This window comes from Pseudomonas sp. Z3-8 (assembly GCF_051131975.1).
In the GTDB taxonomy this organism is placed as follows: domain Bacteria; phylum Pseudomonadota; class Gammaproteobacteria; order Pseudomonadales; family Pseudomonadaceae; genus Aquipseudomonas.
The window spans coordinates 1123098-1137974 of record NZ_CP071643.1; the positions used below are offsets into that span (position 1 = coordinate 1123098).

Consider the following 14877-nt stretch of genomic DNA (forward strand, 5'->3'; position numbering starts at 1 on the left):
GTGCTTCTTTCAATAAGCGCTTTTCTGCGTCGCTCCATAGACACGTCAGGCATTCTGCGCCTGGAGAAAAATCGAAAACAGCTCGGACTGGGACTTGATCCCCAGTTTGCTGTACATGTGCTTCTTATGGACTTTCACGGTCTCGACAGAAATTTCCAGCTTGCGGGCGACTTCCTTGCTGGAGCAGCCACTGAGCATCAAGCGCCCGACATCCAGCTCCCGCGCCGTCAATTGCGCGCCCTTGAGCTGCTGCACTGACGCTTCCAGCTGCACTCGCCAGTCGACTTGCGACGGTGCCGGCGCGAGGGCCACGACCTCATTGATTTCATAAGGCAGGCGCTGGCGCAACAGGCCGAGTACCCAGGGCTGGATCAGTGACAGCAATGCGATCTGCTCGCCACTGAAGCGCTGCTTGCTGCCCAACGACAGGCACAGCGTGCGGTCGCCTTCGAGCTGGCAATTGAACTGGATTTCATCGGATACCACATTCAGCCGAAAGTAGCGTTGGTAATACTCGGTCAGCTCGAAATGTTCCGGTGCGACTTCCGAGAGGCGATACAGCCCGGTGCGCGACTGCTCGCGACAGGCGATGTAGAACGGATCGAGCAGATACAAACCGCGCAGGTAATCCTGGAACAACTGATCGGGGGTGCCGTCCGCGCCCGGGCACTCGGCGAACACTTGCGGGCGCTGGTCGGCACTGAAAAGCAACGCCACCCAACTGTCGAAGGGGACGTACTGATCCAGCAGCCGTACCAGCTGCGTCCAGAAATTGGGCTTGTCCAAGGCGTCGATCAGTTGCCCGACCGAGCGGTGCCACGCGATGTCATCCAGCGAAAGTGTCATGCCTCTACCCCTATCGGGTTACCCCAGCGGCGTGATTTCCCGGCCGCGGGCTTGCTGCGCATACTGGCGCACAGACACCGAGCGGGCAATCTTTCTACCCGCCGATCAAGAACAAGGAATACCCATGAAAGTCGAACTCGCCCAGTTGGCGGGCCGTGATAACGCCACGGCTTACAACCTTGAACGCGCGCTCAAGGCGATTGCCGCGTGTGCCGCCGATACGCAGATGATCGTGTTCCCCGAAACCCACCTGATGGGTTTTCCATCGCTTGAGACGGTGGCAGAAACCGCCGAACCGCTGGACGGACCGACCGTCAGCGCGGTGCTCGCTGCGGCTCGGGAACATGACGTTGCCGTGGTGATCGGCGTGGCCGAGAACGACCGCGGCCGCTTTTACAACACCACGCTGCTGATCACGCCACAAGGCATTGCGCTGAAATATCGCAAGACACACCTGTGGGCGTCGGATCGCGGGGTGTTCGAGGCCGGCGACCGTTACGCCACGTGTGAATGGAAAGGTGTGCGGGTCGGCCTGCTGATCTGCTACGACATCGAATTCCCGGAAACCGCCCGAGCCCTGGCGCAATTGGGGGCCGAACTGCTGATCGTCACCAACGGCAACATGGATCCCTACGGCCCGACCCACCGCACCGCAATCATGGCCCGCGCCCAGGAAAACCAGGCGTTTGCGCTGATGGTCAACCGGGTGGAGGAGGGCGACGGCGGGTTGGTGTTTGCAGGCGGCAGTGCGTTGGTGGACCCGCTGGGCAAATTGTTGTTCGAGGCCGGGCGGGAGGAAGGGCAGTTTGCGGTGGAGCTGGACCTGAACCAGCTGACGGCGGCGCGGCATAATTATCGGTATCTGGATGACCAACGCCTGAAGTTGCCGGGGGAAATTGTCGAGCATGCCTGTGGATTGCGCGAGCTGCTGATTCCTGCGCGTTGATCCTGATCCTGTGTGGGTAGGGCTGACGCATTCGCGGGCAGGCCCGCTCCCACACTGGATGTGTGAACGCCAGAGTTCAACTGTGGGAGCGGGCCCGCCCGCGAAGGGGCCCTGAGCAGCAACATCTCTTTGCTGAAGAAAAACCAGAACAACAACGTAACACCCGAAAACTTGCGCCGAACTCGGCTCTGCCATAAATCCAATAATTCGGAGTAGTCGCTCATGGCTCGTTTACAACGCACCCTGTCATTGGGGTCGGTGGTGCTGTTCGGCATCGCTTATATGACGCCGATCATTGTCCTCGGCACCTTCGGCATCCTCGCTCAATCCACCGCCGGCATGGTTCCCGCCGCTTATCTTGCGGCACTGGTGGCGATGTTTTTCACCGCGATGAGCTACGGCCGCATGGCCGCAGCGTTTCCCGTCGCCGGTTCGGCCTACAGCTACGTGCGCAAGGCGATCAGCCCGAAACTCGGGTTCATCGCCGGTTGGGCGGTGCTGCTCGATTATCTGTTCCTGCCCATGGCGATCTGGCTGATCGGCGCGGCCTACCTCCATTCTGCATTTCCGGCGGTGCCGCAGTGGATCTGGGTGCTGCTCTTCATCGGCATAACCAGTGCGATCAATATCGTCGGTCTGAAACTGGCCAACGGTATCAACGCGTTATTGATGCTGGTGCAGTTCCTGGTACTGATCGCCTTCGTTGCGCTGTGCGTTCATTACATCGGCGGTGATGCGAGCACACCGTTGTGGTCGGTCAAGCCGTTCTTCAACGGTGACATGCAGATGCCGCTGATCATGAGCGGTGCAGCCATCGCCTGTTATTCCTTCCTCGGGTTCGACGCGGTCAGCACCTTGACCGAAGAAACCCGCGACCCGCGCCGGACCATTCCGCGCGCGATCATGCTGATCACCCTGATCGGCGGATTGATCTTCGTCAGCGTGTCGTATTTCGTGCAGGTCGCGCATCCGTCGTTCCAGTTCGACAGCGTCGATGCGGCGGCCTATGAAATTGCCCGCAATATCGGTGGCGACCTGTTCGTGTCGATCTTCCTGATCGGCCTGATCGTTGGCCAGTTCGCGTCGGGGCTGTCGGCTCAGGCCAGCGGCTCGCGGTTGCTGTTCGCCATGGGCCGTGACGGTGTGCTGCCAAAATCTTTCTTCGGTACCTTGCATGAGCGCTTCGGGACGCCGATCAACAGCATCCTGTTGTGCGCAGTGGTCGCGTTGCTGGCGCTGAAACTGGACGTCACCACCTCCACCTCGTTCATCAACTTCGGCGCGTTCCTGGCGTTCAGCCTGGTGAACCTGTCAGTGATCTTTCACTACTGGATCGGCGCAGAAAAGAAGGGCCCGCGTGAATTTGTATTGTTCCTGCTGTTCCCGTTCATAGGACTGGCAGCGGATGTGTGGCTGATGGTCAGCCTCGATCATCTGGCGATCTATCTGGGCCTGAGTTGGCTGGCGATCGGCGTGGTGTACCTGGCGGTGCTGACGGGCGGCTTCCAGCGCCAGCCACCGGAGATGGATTTCCAGGAGACTGCATAACCGCACTGCAACCTGGAGGGATATACGAAGGAGGGGAGAAGGAGATACAGCCAGAAACAAGAAAGCCCGCACTAGGCGGGCTTCTTGTTGTTCAAAGACATTCGAGAACATCTTTGAACAGGACTTGGTGGCTACACAGGGACTTGAACCCCGGACCCCAGCATTATGAATGCTATGCTCTAACCAACTGAGCTATGTAGCCAAGTGGCGCGCATTATTCGCTGGTAACGAAGATGTGTCAAGCGTGAATCAAAAATATTTCTCTGCGCTTTCAACCGCTTATCCATCCTCGCCGCCAGCGCTTGTCAGCCGAGTTGAAATCTCCCCGTGTTCGCGCTCAAGGCCTGGCTGCCTTGGCTCAATGTGTCCGCCGCCAGGTTCACGGCGCGGGCACCTTCCAGCAAGCGCATGGCGGCCTGATCCACCTGTTGGATATTGCCGCTGACTTCGTCGGCGGTGCTGGCCTGTTCGTCAACCGCGGTGGCGATTTGCGCCAGGGTATCGGTGACGCTTTGCACGGCGCTGGCAATTTCGCCCAGTCGTTCGCCAAGCCCGGTGACGGCTTGGGCGTCGGTCTGGGCCTGGCCGCAGGCGGCCTCCATCAGGCTGACGGCCTCGTTGACCGTGGCGCGCAGGCTGTCGACGGTGCCGGCAATCTGCTGCGTCGAGGACTGGGTGCGCTGCGACAGGCTGCGCACTTCATCGGCAACCACGGCAAACCCGCGGCCTTGTTCGCCGGCGCGGGCGGCCTCGATGGCGGCGTTGAGCGCCAGCAGGTTGGTCTGCTCGGCCACGCCACGAATGGTGTCGACCACCAATTGGATCTGCTGGCCCTGCTCGCTGACCCGGCCCAGCGCCGCGGCGGTTTCGTTGAGACGCTGGTTGAGTTGCTGGATGCTCGCCGTGGTGCGCTGGCTGTCGCGACTGCTGTCGGCGGCGATCTGGCGGGTCTGTTGGGCGCTGTCGGATGCCTGTTCACAACTTCTCGCGACGCCTTGGGACGTTGCCGCCAGTTGCGTCGCGGCAGCGGCGATCTGGCTGATCTGTATCTGTTGTGCCTCGACCTCGCCCAGGGCTCCGCTGGAATGGGTGTTGAGGGTGCGCACGGCATCGCTCAGTTGCAGGGTCTCGTGGTCGACGCCCAGCAGGCTGTTGCGCAATTGCACCACGGCGACGTTGAGAGCGGTGCTGATCGCCGCCAGTTCGTCGCGGCCCTGCACCGGCACTTGCACGCTCAGGTTCCCGTCACGCAGGGCTTCGGCCAGCACGGTGATGCCGCTGGCGCTGCGCCGGATCGAGGTCTGCAGGCAGATGAACAGATACAGCGCGGCCAGCAGCAGGCAGCCCAGCACGGTGGCCACCAAGGTGAATTGGCGGATCGCCGAGCTGTGATAATGCTCCAGCCGGGTATCCAGAGCGATCAACGATTGTTGGCGCAGGGTCGCCAGATCGAGGAGGAGGGCATCCATCTGTTTTTCAAAGCCTTCCGGCTTGAGATTGATGGCGCCGCCGAACACGCCGTCATCGAGGATTTTCAAACCGCCGTCGAGGTTTTTCAGGCTGCCCTGGAACTGGCCGGCCCAGGTTTGCAGCTCGCTGGGCAGGCGCGTTTCCAGCAGCGCACCGGTCTTGACCAGCTGGTCCCGGGCATCGCCGATGCGGCTACGCAAGTCGCGCAGTTGCAGGCGGCTCTGCAGAGTGAACTGGCCTGACACCACCGAGGCCTGGCCAACGCTGGCCAGGCGGCCGACACGTTCGATCAGGTCGGGTGTCTGCTGGGTCGATATCTGGGTCAGCAGATAGGTTTCCAGCCAGGAGGCGAGCGTCAGGCGATTGTCCATGACGATCTGTTCGCGCAACGCTTGCAGCGCGCCGAGGGCCGCGGTGAAACGATCATAGCCGTCCGGCCACCAACCGACGGTGCCGAGGCTTTTGGAGTCCAGGCCGTTGAGGCTGGTTTGCAATGTCTGATAGCGGGCGAGGGTGTCGGCCTCCGCGCCTTCGGCTTGCAGGGTCGCGCCGAGGTCACTGGCGGCCTGGTTGAGCGCCGGTTGCACGGCCTCGAACGCGGCCATGGCGGCCAGTGTCGCCGGGGTCGGTTGGCGGTTGGTTTCCGTTGCTCTCCAGCGCGCCGCGCGATTGCGCTGGGCGGCGAGCAGGTTGTCCAGGTTGTCCAGCGCCAGCAACTGACGCACCCCGGCACGTTCCCCGGAAATCAGGTTGAGCTTGTCCCGGTAATCCTGGCCGATCAGCCACAGGCTGCCCATGAGCGGCAGGATGAACAACAGGAACAACAACTGGAATTTACGGGCGAAACCAAAATGCCCCAGCAACCGGATGCCCGGTGATAGAAAAGCCTGCATGCCCATACTCCCCTGGACACCCTTTGCACTCTTTTTGTGCGTTTCGACACAAGTGTCGAACCAGGTGCCCTTTTAAAAGGCCTCGAAAGTTTGTCCAGGCTGGCTCTATGGGCCTGCTCTGTAGCGAAACTTCCCATTCTCGGTCCCCTTTGTAAGGAGCCGCGTCGTAGAGCATAAACAAGGCAAGATTCAGACCATGGCGTTGCGCTATCACCTTGTTCGGCGACTATTTTTTATAGGTAGATAGCAAGCTAAGGGGATAGCCTTGCCGCACCGAAAAATGGCACATTGACGCACCTGCCCGTGTGCACCCATCCGCCGTATGGAAACTCCCATGGCTATCAGCAATACCCAGGCCGACACGACGTCGCCAGCCGCCACGCCTCAAAGCAGCCCGTTAGTCATGCGCATCATTGGTGCGGTGGCGCTGGCCCATCTGATCAATGACCTGATCCAGGCCGTGCTGCCGTCAATCTATCCGATGCTCAAGGAAAGCTACGGCCTGACGTTTACCCAGGTCGGCCTGATCACGCTGACCTTCCAGCTCACGGCCTCGCTGCTGCAGCCGTGGGTGGGTTATCACACTGATCGGCACCCCAAGCCATGGCTTTTGCCGGCAGGAACAATCTGCACCTTGGTCGGTATCGTGATGATGTCGATGGTCGGCAGTTTTGCCTTGATCCTGCTGGCGGCCGGGTTGATCGGGATCGGCTCCTCGACCTTCCACCCCGAGGCGTCGCGCGTGGCACGCCTGGCCTCCGGCGGCCGCTACGGCCTGGCACAATCGACGTTCCAGGTGGGCGGCAACGCCGGCTCCGCCTTCGGGCCGTTGCTGGCGGCGGCGATCATCATTCCCTACGGGCAGGGCAACGTGGCCTGGTTTGGCTTGTTCGCGCTGTTCGCCTTGTTCGTGCTGTACCGCATCAGCCGCTGGTACGCCAATCACCTGAACCTGTTCAAGCTCAAGCAAGGCCAGGCGGCGACCCACGGCTTATCCAGGGGCCGGGTCTTGAGCGCGTTGGTGGTGCTGGGGTTACTGGTGTTTTCCAAGTATTTCTACATGGCCAGTTTCACCAGCTACTTCACCTTCTACCTGATCGAGAAATTCGACCTGTCGGTGGCGTCTTCCCAGTTGCACCTGTTCCTGTTTCTTGGCGCGGTAGCGGCCGGAACGTTTTTTGGCGGACCGATCGGTGACCGGATCGGACGCAAGGCGGTGATCTGGTTCTCGATCCTCGGCGTGGCGCCATTCACGCTGATCCTGCCTCACGTTGATCTGCTGTGGACCAGTATCCTCAGCGTGGTGATCGGCTTCATCCTGGCCTCGGCATTCTCCGCCATCGTGGTGTATGCCCAGGAACTGGTGCCGGGCAACGTCGGGATGATTGCCGGCGTGTTCTTCGGCCTGATGTTCGGTTTCGGCGGGATCGGCGCCGCGCTGCTGGGGCATCTGGCAGACATCCGTGGCATCGAATATGTGTACTGGTTGTGTTCATTCCTGCCGTTGCTTGGGGTGTTGGCGATTTTCCTGCCGAGGACCAAAAAGGCCTGAGGCGGGCGCAGTGCTCCTTCCATGGGAGGGGGGAGCCGCCACATAATCCGCACAGGCGAATCACCCTTCACACGGTCACCAACACGCCCCGACGCCAGATCAGCCTCCTTTGGTCGTCTTCCTCCAGCCGCAAGTGAACTTGCCGCTCGTTTGATATCTCCGAAAAAAGCGATCATCTCGATCAGCTCCGACGAGGCCAGTGGCCACCAAAACCACTGGTCTTGCTCATGGTCGGGCGGCGTGCAAACCCTGATCGCTTTACTAGAGTGACGAATCCAGCACCCATTTAAAGGATTAAACCATGGCAACTACCGATAGCACGGGAACCCGTTCCCATATCGTGAGAACGGGCCCGGGCACTGTCCAGGTCGACCTCACCGGCCATTCCGATGACAACCAGAGCATCATTATCCAGCCGGACGGCAAGATACTGATTGGCGGTTATACCGAATACCTGGCATGGGGTTACCCCGGCGCGCCAGGCGAGGAAAGCTACGGCTACGAACAGAACCATTCGGTTGTCCGCCTGAACGCGGATGGCAGCCTGGACACCGGCTTCCACGACGGCGGCGTCGACATTGTTCCTGCCACGATAGCCCCGTCGTCCCGCTACGAGCTGACGGCGGTGCAGGCCGATGGCAAGGTGCTTGTCGCTGTCGCGCTGAACACCGGCATACAGGTGGAGCGCTTCAACAGCGACGGGACACGCGATGCAGCCTTTGGTCAGAACGGCGCCGTGACGGTCGCCATCAGCCATGACTTCAAGGACATCGACCTGACGGCCAACACGGATGGCACCTTCCAGGTCAGCGCGCGCGGGTTCGACCAGGCCACTATCACCAAGGTCGGCGATGACGGCACCCTTGTCGACGGCTTTGGCAACGAGGGCGTGCTGACCGTCAACATTGCCGAAGACCCATATTTCAACGGAGCAATCTCTACTGCGGTGCAAGCCGATGGAGGTGTCGTGGTCGGGGCTGCCTACAATGCCGCCGGGGCGGGTGATCCGACGTTCGCATTACAGCGCTACAACCCCGACGGTCAATTGGACGCCCGTTTTGGTGACAACGGTGTCCTGCACTTGAGCGCTGCGATGGGTTTTGGCGAAGACTCGACGGTCACCGTTCAGGCTGACGGCAAGATCGTTGTCATGGGCCATGCTCAGGGCGGTACCTTGGCCACCATCGCGCGGCTTAACGCTGACGGGTCCTTCGACAGCCACTTTGGCGATAACGGCAGGGTGACCTTCGAGGCCGACACGCCAGTGGCATTGACGGTACAGGCAGATGGCAGGATCCTGGCCGCCGGCACGAGCAACGGCGATTTCAGTGTCATCCGCTTGAACGCCGATGGCAGTCTGGACAGCAGTTTCGGCAGCCAGGATGGCAAGCTCCATGTGGATGGGTACGCCGGTGAGGAAATCCTGCGGGGGAGCGCTGCCGCCGAAATCATCCACGGCCTGGCCGGCGACGATGTGCTCCAGGGCAATGGCGGGCGTGACGTTCTGCAAGGTGGCGCTGGCGCGGACATCTTCCGCTTTACCGAACTGGGCGACAGTTTCCGCACGGCTGCGCTGAACAACAGCGACCGGGTCCGGGACTTCGATGTCTCACAGGACCGCATCGACCTGATTGGCCTGGGCTTCACCGGAATTGGCGACGGCCATGACGGCACCTTGGCCATCCAGGCCAGCGCGGACGGCACCCGCACCTACCTCAAGAGCTACGACGCCGATGCCGCCGGGCAACGCTTTGAACTGTCCCTGGACGGCAATCTGGTAGGGCAACTGAACAGCACCAATCTGGTGTTTACCGCGCCCACCGTCGAAGGTACGTCTGCCAACGATACGATCACCGGTTCGGCCTTGTCAGAGATCATCCGTGGCCTGGACGGCAACGACCGTATCAACGGCGGCGCCGGAGCAGACGTCATCATCGGTGGCGCGGGCGCCGACCGTCTCAACGGCGGAGACAGGGCCGACATTTCGTTGTGGACGGACAATCGGGAAAACGCCGACGTATTCCGCTATCTCTCCACCGAAGACAGCTACCGTACCGACAGCCAGAGCTTTGCCGACCTTATTGAAGGCTTTACGGTTGACGACAAGATCGATGTATCGGCACTGGGCTATACCGGCTTCGGAGAGGGGACGGACACGACGCTGAAGTTGGTTTACAACGAGGCATTGGACCGCACTTACCTGAAGGATGCGGAAGCGGACGCGCAAGGGCATGCATTCCAGATTGCGCTGGCTGGGGACTGGCGGGAAAGCCTTGGCGAAGACAACATGGTCTTTGCTCCCGCTGCGGCTCCCGACGCCGAATTAGGCCTGATCGGGGTGGTGCCAGACGTCGATCAATGGCATTTGTTGAGTTGATGCCCATAAAAAAACACCGCGTGACAGTTGCTGCCACGCGGTGTTTTTTTATTTCAGACGTTGAAGCGGAAGTGCATCACGTCGCCATCCTTGACGATATATTCCTTGCCTTCCAAGCGCCATTTACCGGCTTCCTTGGCACCGGCTTCGCCCTTGTACTGGATGAAATCCGAGTAGGCGATGACTTCAGCGCGGATGAAGCCTTTTTCGAAGTCGGTGTGGATCACGCCGGCGGCTTGCGGGGCGGTCGCGCCAACACGAACGGTCCAGGCGCGGACTTCTTCTACACCGGCGGTGAAATAGGTCTGCAGGTGAAGCATTTCGTAGCCGGCGCGGATCACGCGGTTCAGGCCAGGCTCTTCCAGGCCCAGGGCCTCGAGGAACATATCCTTCTCTTCACCTTCGTCCAGCTCGGCGATTTCCGCTTCGATCTTGTTGCAGACCGGAACGACCATGGCACCTTCTTCTTCGGCGATGGCCTTGACCACGTCCAGATGCGGGTTGTTCTCGAAACCGTCTTCAGCGACGTTGGCGATGTACATGACCGGCTTGGTGGTCAGCAGGTGGAAGCCCTTGATCACCAGTTTTTCATCGGTGCTCATGTTCTTCATCAGGCTGCGGGCAGGTTTGCCTTCAGTGAAGTGGGCGATCAACTGCTCAAGCAGGCCCTTCTGGACTACTGCGTCCTTGTCGCCACCCTTGGCGTTGCGAGCGACTTTCTGCAGTTGTTTTTCGCAACTGTCGAGGTCGGCAAAAATCAGTTCCAGGTCGATGATTTCGATGTCGCGTTTCGGGTCGACGCTGTTGGAAACGTGAATCACGTTTTCGTCTTCAAAGCAGCGCACCACGTGGGCGATTGCATCGGTTTCACGGATGTTCGCCAGGAACTTGTTGCCCAGGCCTTCACCTTTCGAGGCGCCCGCCACCAGGCCGGCGATATCGACGAATTCCATGGTGGTCGGCAGGATGCGCTTGGGGTTGACGATGGCTGCCAGAGCTTCCAGGCGCGGGTCGGGCATCGGCACGATGCCGCTGTTCGGCTCGATGGTGCAGAAGGGGAAGTTCTCGGCCGCGATCCCGGATTTGGTCAGGGCGTTGAACAGGGTGGACTTGCCGACGTTAGGCAGGCCGACGATGCCGCAATTGAATCCCATGGTGTTTCCCCTCGGATAAGTGTCAAGCCTTCTGGCTGTGCAGGTTTTTCATCGCACGGTTCCATTCACCGGCGAGGATATCCGGCAGCACGCCGAGGGCAAAATCGATGCTGGCATCGAGTTTTTCCTGTTCGGCGCGAGGTGCGCGACCCAGGACAAAGTTTGAAACCATACTGGCAACGCCCGGGTGGCCAATGCCGAGCCGCAGGCGGTAGAACGTATTCTGATTGCCCAGTTGCGCGATGATGTCGCGCAACCCGTTGTGACCGCCATGGCCGCCGCCCTGCTTGAGCTTGGCAACGCCCGGAGGCAGATCGAGTTCGTCGTGGGCCACCAGGATTTCTTCAGGCTTGATGCGAAAGAAACCGGCCAATGCCGCCACGGCCTGGCCGCTGCGGTTCATGTAGGTGGTGGGAATCAACAGGCGAACATCCTGACCTTGATGCGAAAAGCGCCCGGTCAGGCCGAAATATTTGCGATCGGCAGCCAGGCTGACGCCTTGGGCGTGCGCGATGCGCTCAACAAAAAGGGCCCCTGCGTTATGCCGGGTCTGTTCGTATTCAGCGCCTGGATTTCCCAGGCCAACGATCAGTTTGATGGCAGTCACGATAGGGGCCCTTCCTGGAGTGTGGATAACATGTCGCGGTCAGGTGTATGGCGACAACGAACGAAAATTGCGGATCTACCGTTAAGTAAACTTCGCGTTCTTGCCCGTTGTCTCGCTACGTTCCAGTCCGCGATGTTTCCGGTCACCCCGGCGACAGAGTGAAATTACTCTGCAGCGCCTTCTTCAGTAGCTTCTGGAGCAACACGTGGAGCGTGGACGTTGGCAACAGCCTTGTCATCACCGTGAGCCAGGGCAACAAACTCAACGCCTTTAGGGGCCTTGAGGTCGGACAGGTGAATGATCGTGCCGATTTCGGCGTCAGCCAGGTCGACTTCGATGAATTCAGGCAGGTCTTTCGGCAGGCAGGAAACTTCCAGTTCGGAAGTCACGTGCGAGATCTCGCCGCCTTTCTTGACCGGAGCAGCTTCGTTGATGAAGTGCACTGGAACAACAGCAGTCAGCTTCTGACCGGCAACAACGCGGACGAAGTCAGCGTGCATCACGTGGCCTTTGGCCGGGTGACGCTGCAGGGCTTTGATCACGACGTTTTGCTTGGTGCCACCAACGTTCAGCTCGATGATGTGGCTGTAGGCCGCTTCGTTTTCGAGCAGTTTGGCAACTTCTTTGGCCAGCATGCTGATGGACTCAGGGGCTTTGTCGCCACCGTAGACTACAGCTGGAACCAGGCTTGCGAGACGACGCAGGCGGCGGCTCGCACCTTTCCCCAGGTCGGAACGCACTTCAGCATTCAGAGTAAAATCGTTCATGTTGTATCTCCAAAATAGCCATGACCGAGTGGCGTTTGCGACCAGCGCCAGGCACGGTATGGGCAAAAAAGCCCCGCCCCGACAGGTGATGCCGGGGCGGGGCGCTTTTCGTCAGCGAGACATCCTGGAAAGGGCAGGGCCCTTAACGGAACATCGCACTGATCGATTCTTCATTGCTGATGCGGCGAACCGCCTCGGCAACTACCGGTGCGATATCCAGTTGACGGATACGCGCACAGGCTTGTGCTGCAGCGGACAGCGGGATGGTATTGGTTACCACCAGTTCGTCCAGCACGGAATTTTCAATGTTTTCGATCGCTCGACCCGACAGCACAGGGTGTGTGCAGTAGGCAAAGACCTTGGCAGCGCCATGCTCTTTCAGGGCCTTGGCCGCGTGGCACAGGGTGCCGGCGGTATCGACCATGTCATCGACCAGAATACAGGTGCGCCCTTCGACGTCGCCGATGATGTGCATCACTTCGGAGTGATTGGCCTTCTCACGGCGTTTGTCGATGATACCCAGATCCACGCCCAGGGATTTGGCAACAGCCCGTGCACGCACGACGCCGCCGATATCCGGGGACACGATCATCAGGTTTTCGAAGCGCTGATCTTCAATGTCATCCACCAGGACCGGGGAGCCGTAGATGTTGTCCACGGGAATATCGAAGAAGCCCTGGATCTGGTCAGCATGCAGATCGACCGTGAGTACACGATCGATGCCGACCACGGTGAGCATATCGGCGACGACTTTCGCGCTGATAGCCACACGTGCGGAACGCGGACGGCGATCCTGACGGGCATAACCAAAGTAAGGAATAACAGCAGTAATACGAGTAGCCGAGGAGCGGCGGAAGGCATCAGCCATCACGACGAGTTCCATCAGGTTATCGTTGGTCGGAGCGCAAGTCGGCTGAATAATGAAGACGTCTTTACCGCGAACGTTTTCATTGATCTCGGCAGTGATTTCGCCGTCGGAGAACTTACCGACAGAAATGTCACCGAGAGGGATATGCAGCTGACGTACTACACGCCGAGCCAGATCGGGGTTAGCGTTCCCCGTAAAGACCATCATCTTGGACACGCGCAGTACCTGAAGGCTGAGGGTATACCTGGATGAGTATAGGAAAATGGCAGGGGCGGCTGGATTCGAACCAACGCATGGCAGGATCAAAACCTGCTGCCTTACCGCTTGGCGACGCCCCTGTATCTGTTGCTGCGAGTGCCCAGCACTCGATTCCTTTTAGAGCAGACTTTGTAGCTTGCGATGCAACATCGAAACGTTGCTTCCCTTTGCTACAAACCCTGTAAGGGTCTCTGTCAGAAGGGCCGAGACTTTATCAGCTTCAGCTTTGCTTGGGAAGCCCCCAAACACACAACTTCCAGTTCCGGTGAGTTTTGCTTCGGTAAATTTACCTAACAAATTCAAAGCGTTACGAACATCTGGATAACGCCTTGCTACCACCGGTAAGCAGTCATTTCGACTGTTTCCCTTGGGAACGGGGCGCACTTTAATGGGCTCCGAGTTACGTGTCAACAGCGGATCTGAAAAAATTTCTGCTGTACTTACAGATACTTGCGGCACCAGTACCAGATACCAGGGTTCTTCGGGTTCCACCGGGGTGAGTTTTTCCCCGACGCCCTCGGCAAAAGCCGCGTGGCCACGCACGAAAACCGGTACGTCGGCGCCCAGTGTCAGGCCCAGCGCTGCCAGGCGATCCAGGTCCCAGCCAAGCTGCCACAAATGGTTTAGGCCCAGCAGAGTCGTCGCCGCATTCGAACTGCCGCCACCGATACCGCCGCCCATGGGCAGGATTTTTTCGATCCAGATGTCGATGCCCAGCGAACAACCGGATTGCTCCTGGAGTTTTTTCGCGGCCTTGACGATCAGGTTGCTGTCATGGGGTACGCCGTCGAACTCGGTGTGAAGATGGATCACGCCGTCATCGCGTACGGCGAAGGTGATCTCGTCGCCGTAGTCGAGGAACTGAAAAATCGTCTGCAATTCGTGGTAACCGTCCGGACGCCGGCCGAGGATATGCAGCATCAGGTTGAGCTTGGCCGGGGAGGGCAGCGTCAGGCGTGTTGCGCTCATGTCATTGCCCCAGCTTGCGCGGCTGCCATTGCTTGATGACCAGCGTGACGTCGAGGTTGCTGCCGTGCAGCTTGATGCGCTCGGGCAACCAGTAACCGTTCTGCTGGGCATAGCTGAGGTATTCGATCTGCCAGTCGTCCTGTTCCAGATTGGACAGGCGACTGTCGGCATCCAGGGTCAGGCGGCTTTTGCTGTCCGGCGCCGGAAGGCCGCGGACCCACCAGGTAAGGTGCGATACCGGCAGTTTCCAGCCCAGCTGTTCTTCCAGCAACGCCTCGGGGCTGGGCGCCTCGTAGCGTCCCTGGTTGGCGACTTCCAGCGAAACCTGGCCTGGCCTGCCGGTCAGCCGTGCCGCGCCACGACCCAGCGGGCCGGAAAGGCGAATGTCGTAGTAATCCTGGCGCTGCAACCAGAACAAGGTGCCGCTGCCCGAGTCTTTAGGCGCGCGAATACCGATCTTGCCGTCGATCTGCCAGCCGTCGAGGCCGCTCAGTTGTTCCTTGTGCACGCGCCACTGGGCCTGGTTGCCTTGGCCCTGGACGGACTCGCGGGCGCCGAAGCCCGCGCAACCGGCGAGCAGGGCGATAAAGCTGAAGACGATGAAGTGGCGCAAAAACATGGC

General features: G+C 59.9%; 12 protein-coding genes and 2 tRNA genes. 4 read left to right on the top strand and 10 right to left on the bottom strand.

What is annotated here, in order from left to right; genetic code table 11:
* Window positions 1-45 precede the first annotated feature (45 nt).
* Window positions 46-846 carry a response regulator transcription factor gene (locus J3P94_RS05250; RefSeq protein ID WP_434571828.1) on the bottom strand — a complete coding sequence of 267 codons (801 nt, stop codon included), beginning with the start codon at window positions 844-846 and terminating at the stop codon, window positions 46-48.
* A 124-nt stretch (window positions 847-970) separates the two neighbouring features.
* Here J3P94_RS05250 and J3P94_RS05255 point away from each other — a divergent pair, with 124 nt between their 5' ends.
* Both J3P94_RS05255 and J3P94_RS05260 read left to right on the top strand, forming a co-directional pair.
* Window positions 971-1792: a carbon-nitrogen hydrolase family protein gene (locus tag J3P94_RS05255; RefSeq protein WP_434571830.1), complete on the top strand. Its 822-nt coding sequence runs from the start codon at window positions 971-973 to the stop codon at window positions 1790-1792.
* A 222-nt stretch (window positions 1793-2014) separates the two neighbouring features.
* The gene (locus J3P94_RS05260) at window positions 2015-3340 is read left to right on the top strand and encodes an APC family permease (protein WP_434571831.1); all 1326 of its coding nucleotides are present in this window, start codon (window positions 2015-2017) and stop codon (window positions 3338-3340) included.
* A gap of 125 nt (window positions 3341-3465) precedes the next feature.
* Here J3P94_RS05260 and J3P94_RS05265 read toward each other — a convergent pair.
* Together J3P94_RS05265 and J3P94_RS05270 are read right to left on the bottom strand one after the other, a co-directional pair.
* Window positions 3466-3542 (bottom strand) — tRNA-Met (locus J3P94_RS05265).
* A gap of 103 nt (window positions 3543-3645) precedes the next feature.
* Window positions 3646-5703 (bottom strand): methyl-accepting chemotaxis protein, encoded by a 2058-nt coding sequence (locus J3P94_RS05270; RefSeq protein ID WP_434571833.1) that lies wholly within the window; start codon window positions 5701-5703, stop codon window positions 3646-3648.
* Between the two features lie 334 nt (window positions 5704-6037).
* On the opposite strand from J3P94_RS05270, the gene J3P94_RS05275 reads away from it, so the two are divergent.
* Both J3P94_RS05275 and J3P94_RS05280 read left to right on the top strand, forming a co-directional pair.
* Complete coding sequence (locus J3P94_RS05275) at window positions 6038-7255, top strand: MFS transporter (RefSeq protein WP_434571834.1); 1218 nt, start codon at window positions 6038-6040, stop codon at window positions 7253-7255.
* A 301-nt stretch (window positions 7256-7556) separates the two neighbouring features.
* Window positions 7557-9632, top strand: coding sequence for a calcium-binding protein (locus J3P94_RS05280; RefSeq protein ID WP_434571836.1), 2076 nt, complete (start codon window positions 7557-7559; stop codon window positions 9630-9632).
* 53 nt (window positions 9633-9685) lie between these two features.
* Here J3P94_RS05280 and ychF read toward each other — a convergent pair whose 3' ends face one another.
* From ychF to lolB, 7 genes are all read right to left on the bottom strand, one after another.
* Window positions 9686-10786: a redox-regulated ATPase YchF gene (ychF, locus tag J3P94_RS05285; protein ID WP_434571837.1), complete on the bottom strand. Its 1101-nt coding sequence runs from the start codon at window positions 10784-10786 to the stop codon at window positions 9686-9688.
* A gap of 22 nt (window positions 10787-10808) precedes the next feature.
* Window positions 10809-11393, bottom strand: a complete 585-nt coding sequence (gene pth / locus J3P94_RS05290) for an aminoacyl-tRNA hydrolase (protein WP_047735973.1) — start codon at window positions 11391-11393, stop codon at window positions 10809-10811.
* Between the two features lie 164 nt (window positions 11394-11557).
* Window positions 11558-12160 (bottom strand): 50S ribosomal protein L25/general stress protein Ctc, encoded by a 603-nt coding sequence (locus J3P94_RS05295; protein ID WP_186612429.1) that lies wholly within the window; start codon window positions 12158-12160, stop codon window positions 11558-11560.
* A gap of 142 nt (window positions 12161-12302) precedes the next feature.
* Window positions 12303-13244, bottom strand: a complete 942-nt coding sequence (locus tag J3P94_RS05300; RefSeq protein WP_003171603.1) for a ribose-phosphate pyrophosphokinase — start codon at window positions 13242-13244, stop codon at window positions 12303-12305.
* A gap of 47 nt (window positions 13245-13291) precedes the next feature.
* Window positions 13292-13366 (bottom strand) — tRNA-Gln (locus J3P94_RS05305).
* A gap of 37 nt (window positions 13367-13403) precedes the next feature.
* Window positions 13404-14255 (bottom strand): 4-(cytidine 5'-diphospho)-2-C-methyl-D-erythritol kinase, encoded by an 852-nt coding sequence (ispE, locus tag J3P94_RS05310; protein ID WP_434571840.1) that lies wholly within the window; start codon window positions 14253-14255, stop codon window positions 13404-13406.
* A gap of 1 nt (window position 14256) precedes the next feature.
* A complete protein-coding gene (lolB, locus tag J3P94_RS05315) occupies window positions 14257-14874 on the bottom strand; it encodes a lipoprotein insertase outer membrane protein LolB (protein ID WP_434558626.1) in 618 nt (205 codons plus the stop codon).
* Window positions 14875-14877: the final 3 nt, after the last annotated feature.

Bases quoted from the DNA above. Each gene is read 5' to 3' on its own strand.
- lolB (WP_434558626.1), bottom strand. From the start codon at position 14,874: ATGTTTTTGCGCCACTTCATCGTCTTCAGCTTTATCGCCCTGCTCGCC.
- J3P94_RS05270 (WP_434571833.1), bottom strand. From the start codon at position 5,703: ATGCAGGCTTTTCTATCACCGGGCATCCGGTTGCTGGGGCATTTTGGT.
- ispE (WP_434571840.1), bottom strand. From the start codon at position 14,255: ATGAGCGCAACACGCCTGACGCTGCCCTCCCCGGCCAAGCTCAACCTG.
- J3P94_RS05275 (WP_434571834.1), top strand. From the start codon at position 6,038: ATGGCTATCAGCAATACCCAGGCCGACACGACGTCGCCAGCCGCCACG.
- J3P94_RS05255 (WP_434571830.1), top strand. From the start codon at position 971: ATGAAAGTCGAACTCGCCCAGTTGGCGGGCCGTGATAACGCCACGGCT.
- J3P94_RS05280 (WP_434571836.1), top strand. From the start codon at position 7,557: ATGGCAACTACCGATAGCACGGGAACCCGTTCCCATATCGTGAGAACG.
- J3P94_RS05250 (WP_434571828.1), bottom strand. From the start codon at position 846: ATGACACTTTCGCTGGATGACATCGCGTGGCACCGCTCGGTCGGGCAA.
- J3P94_RS05260 (WP_434571831.1), top strand. From the start codon at position 2,015: ATGGCTCGTTTACAACGCACCCTGTCATTGGGGTCGGTGGTGCTGTTC.
- J3P94_RS05295 (WP_186612429.1), bottom strand. From the start codon at position 12,160: ATGAACGATTTTACTCTGAATGCTGAAGTGCGTTCCGACCTGGGGAAA.
- ychF (WP_434571837.1), bottom strand. From the start codon at position 10,786: ATGGGATTCAATTGCGGCATCGTCGGCCTGCCTAACGTCGGCAAGTCC.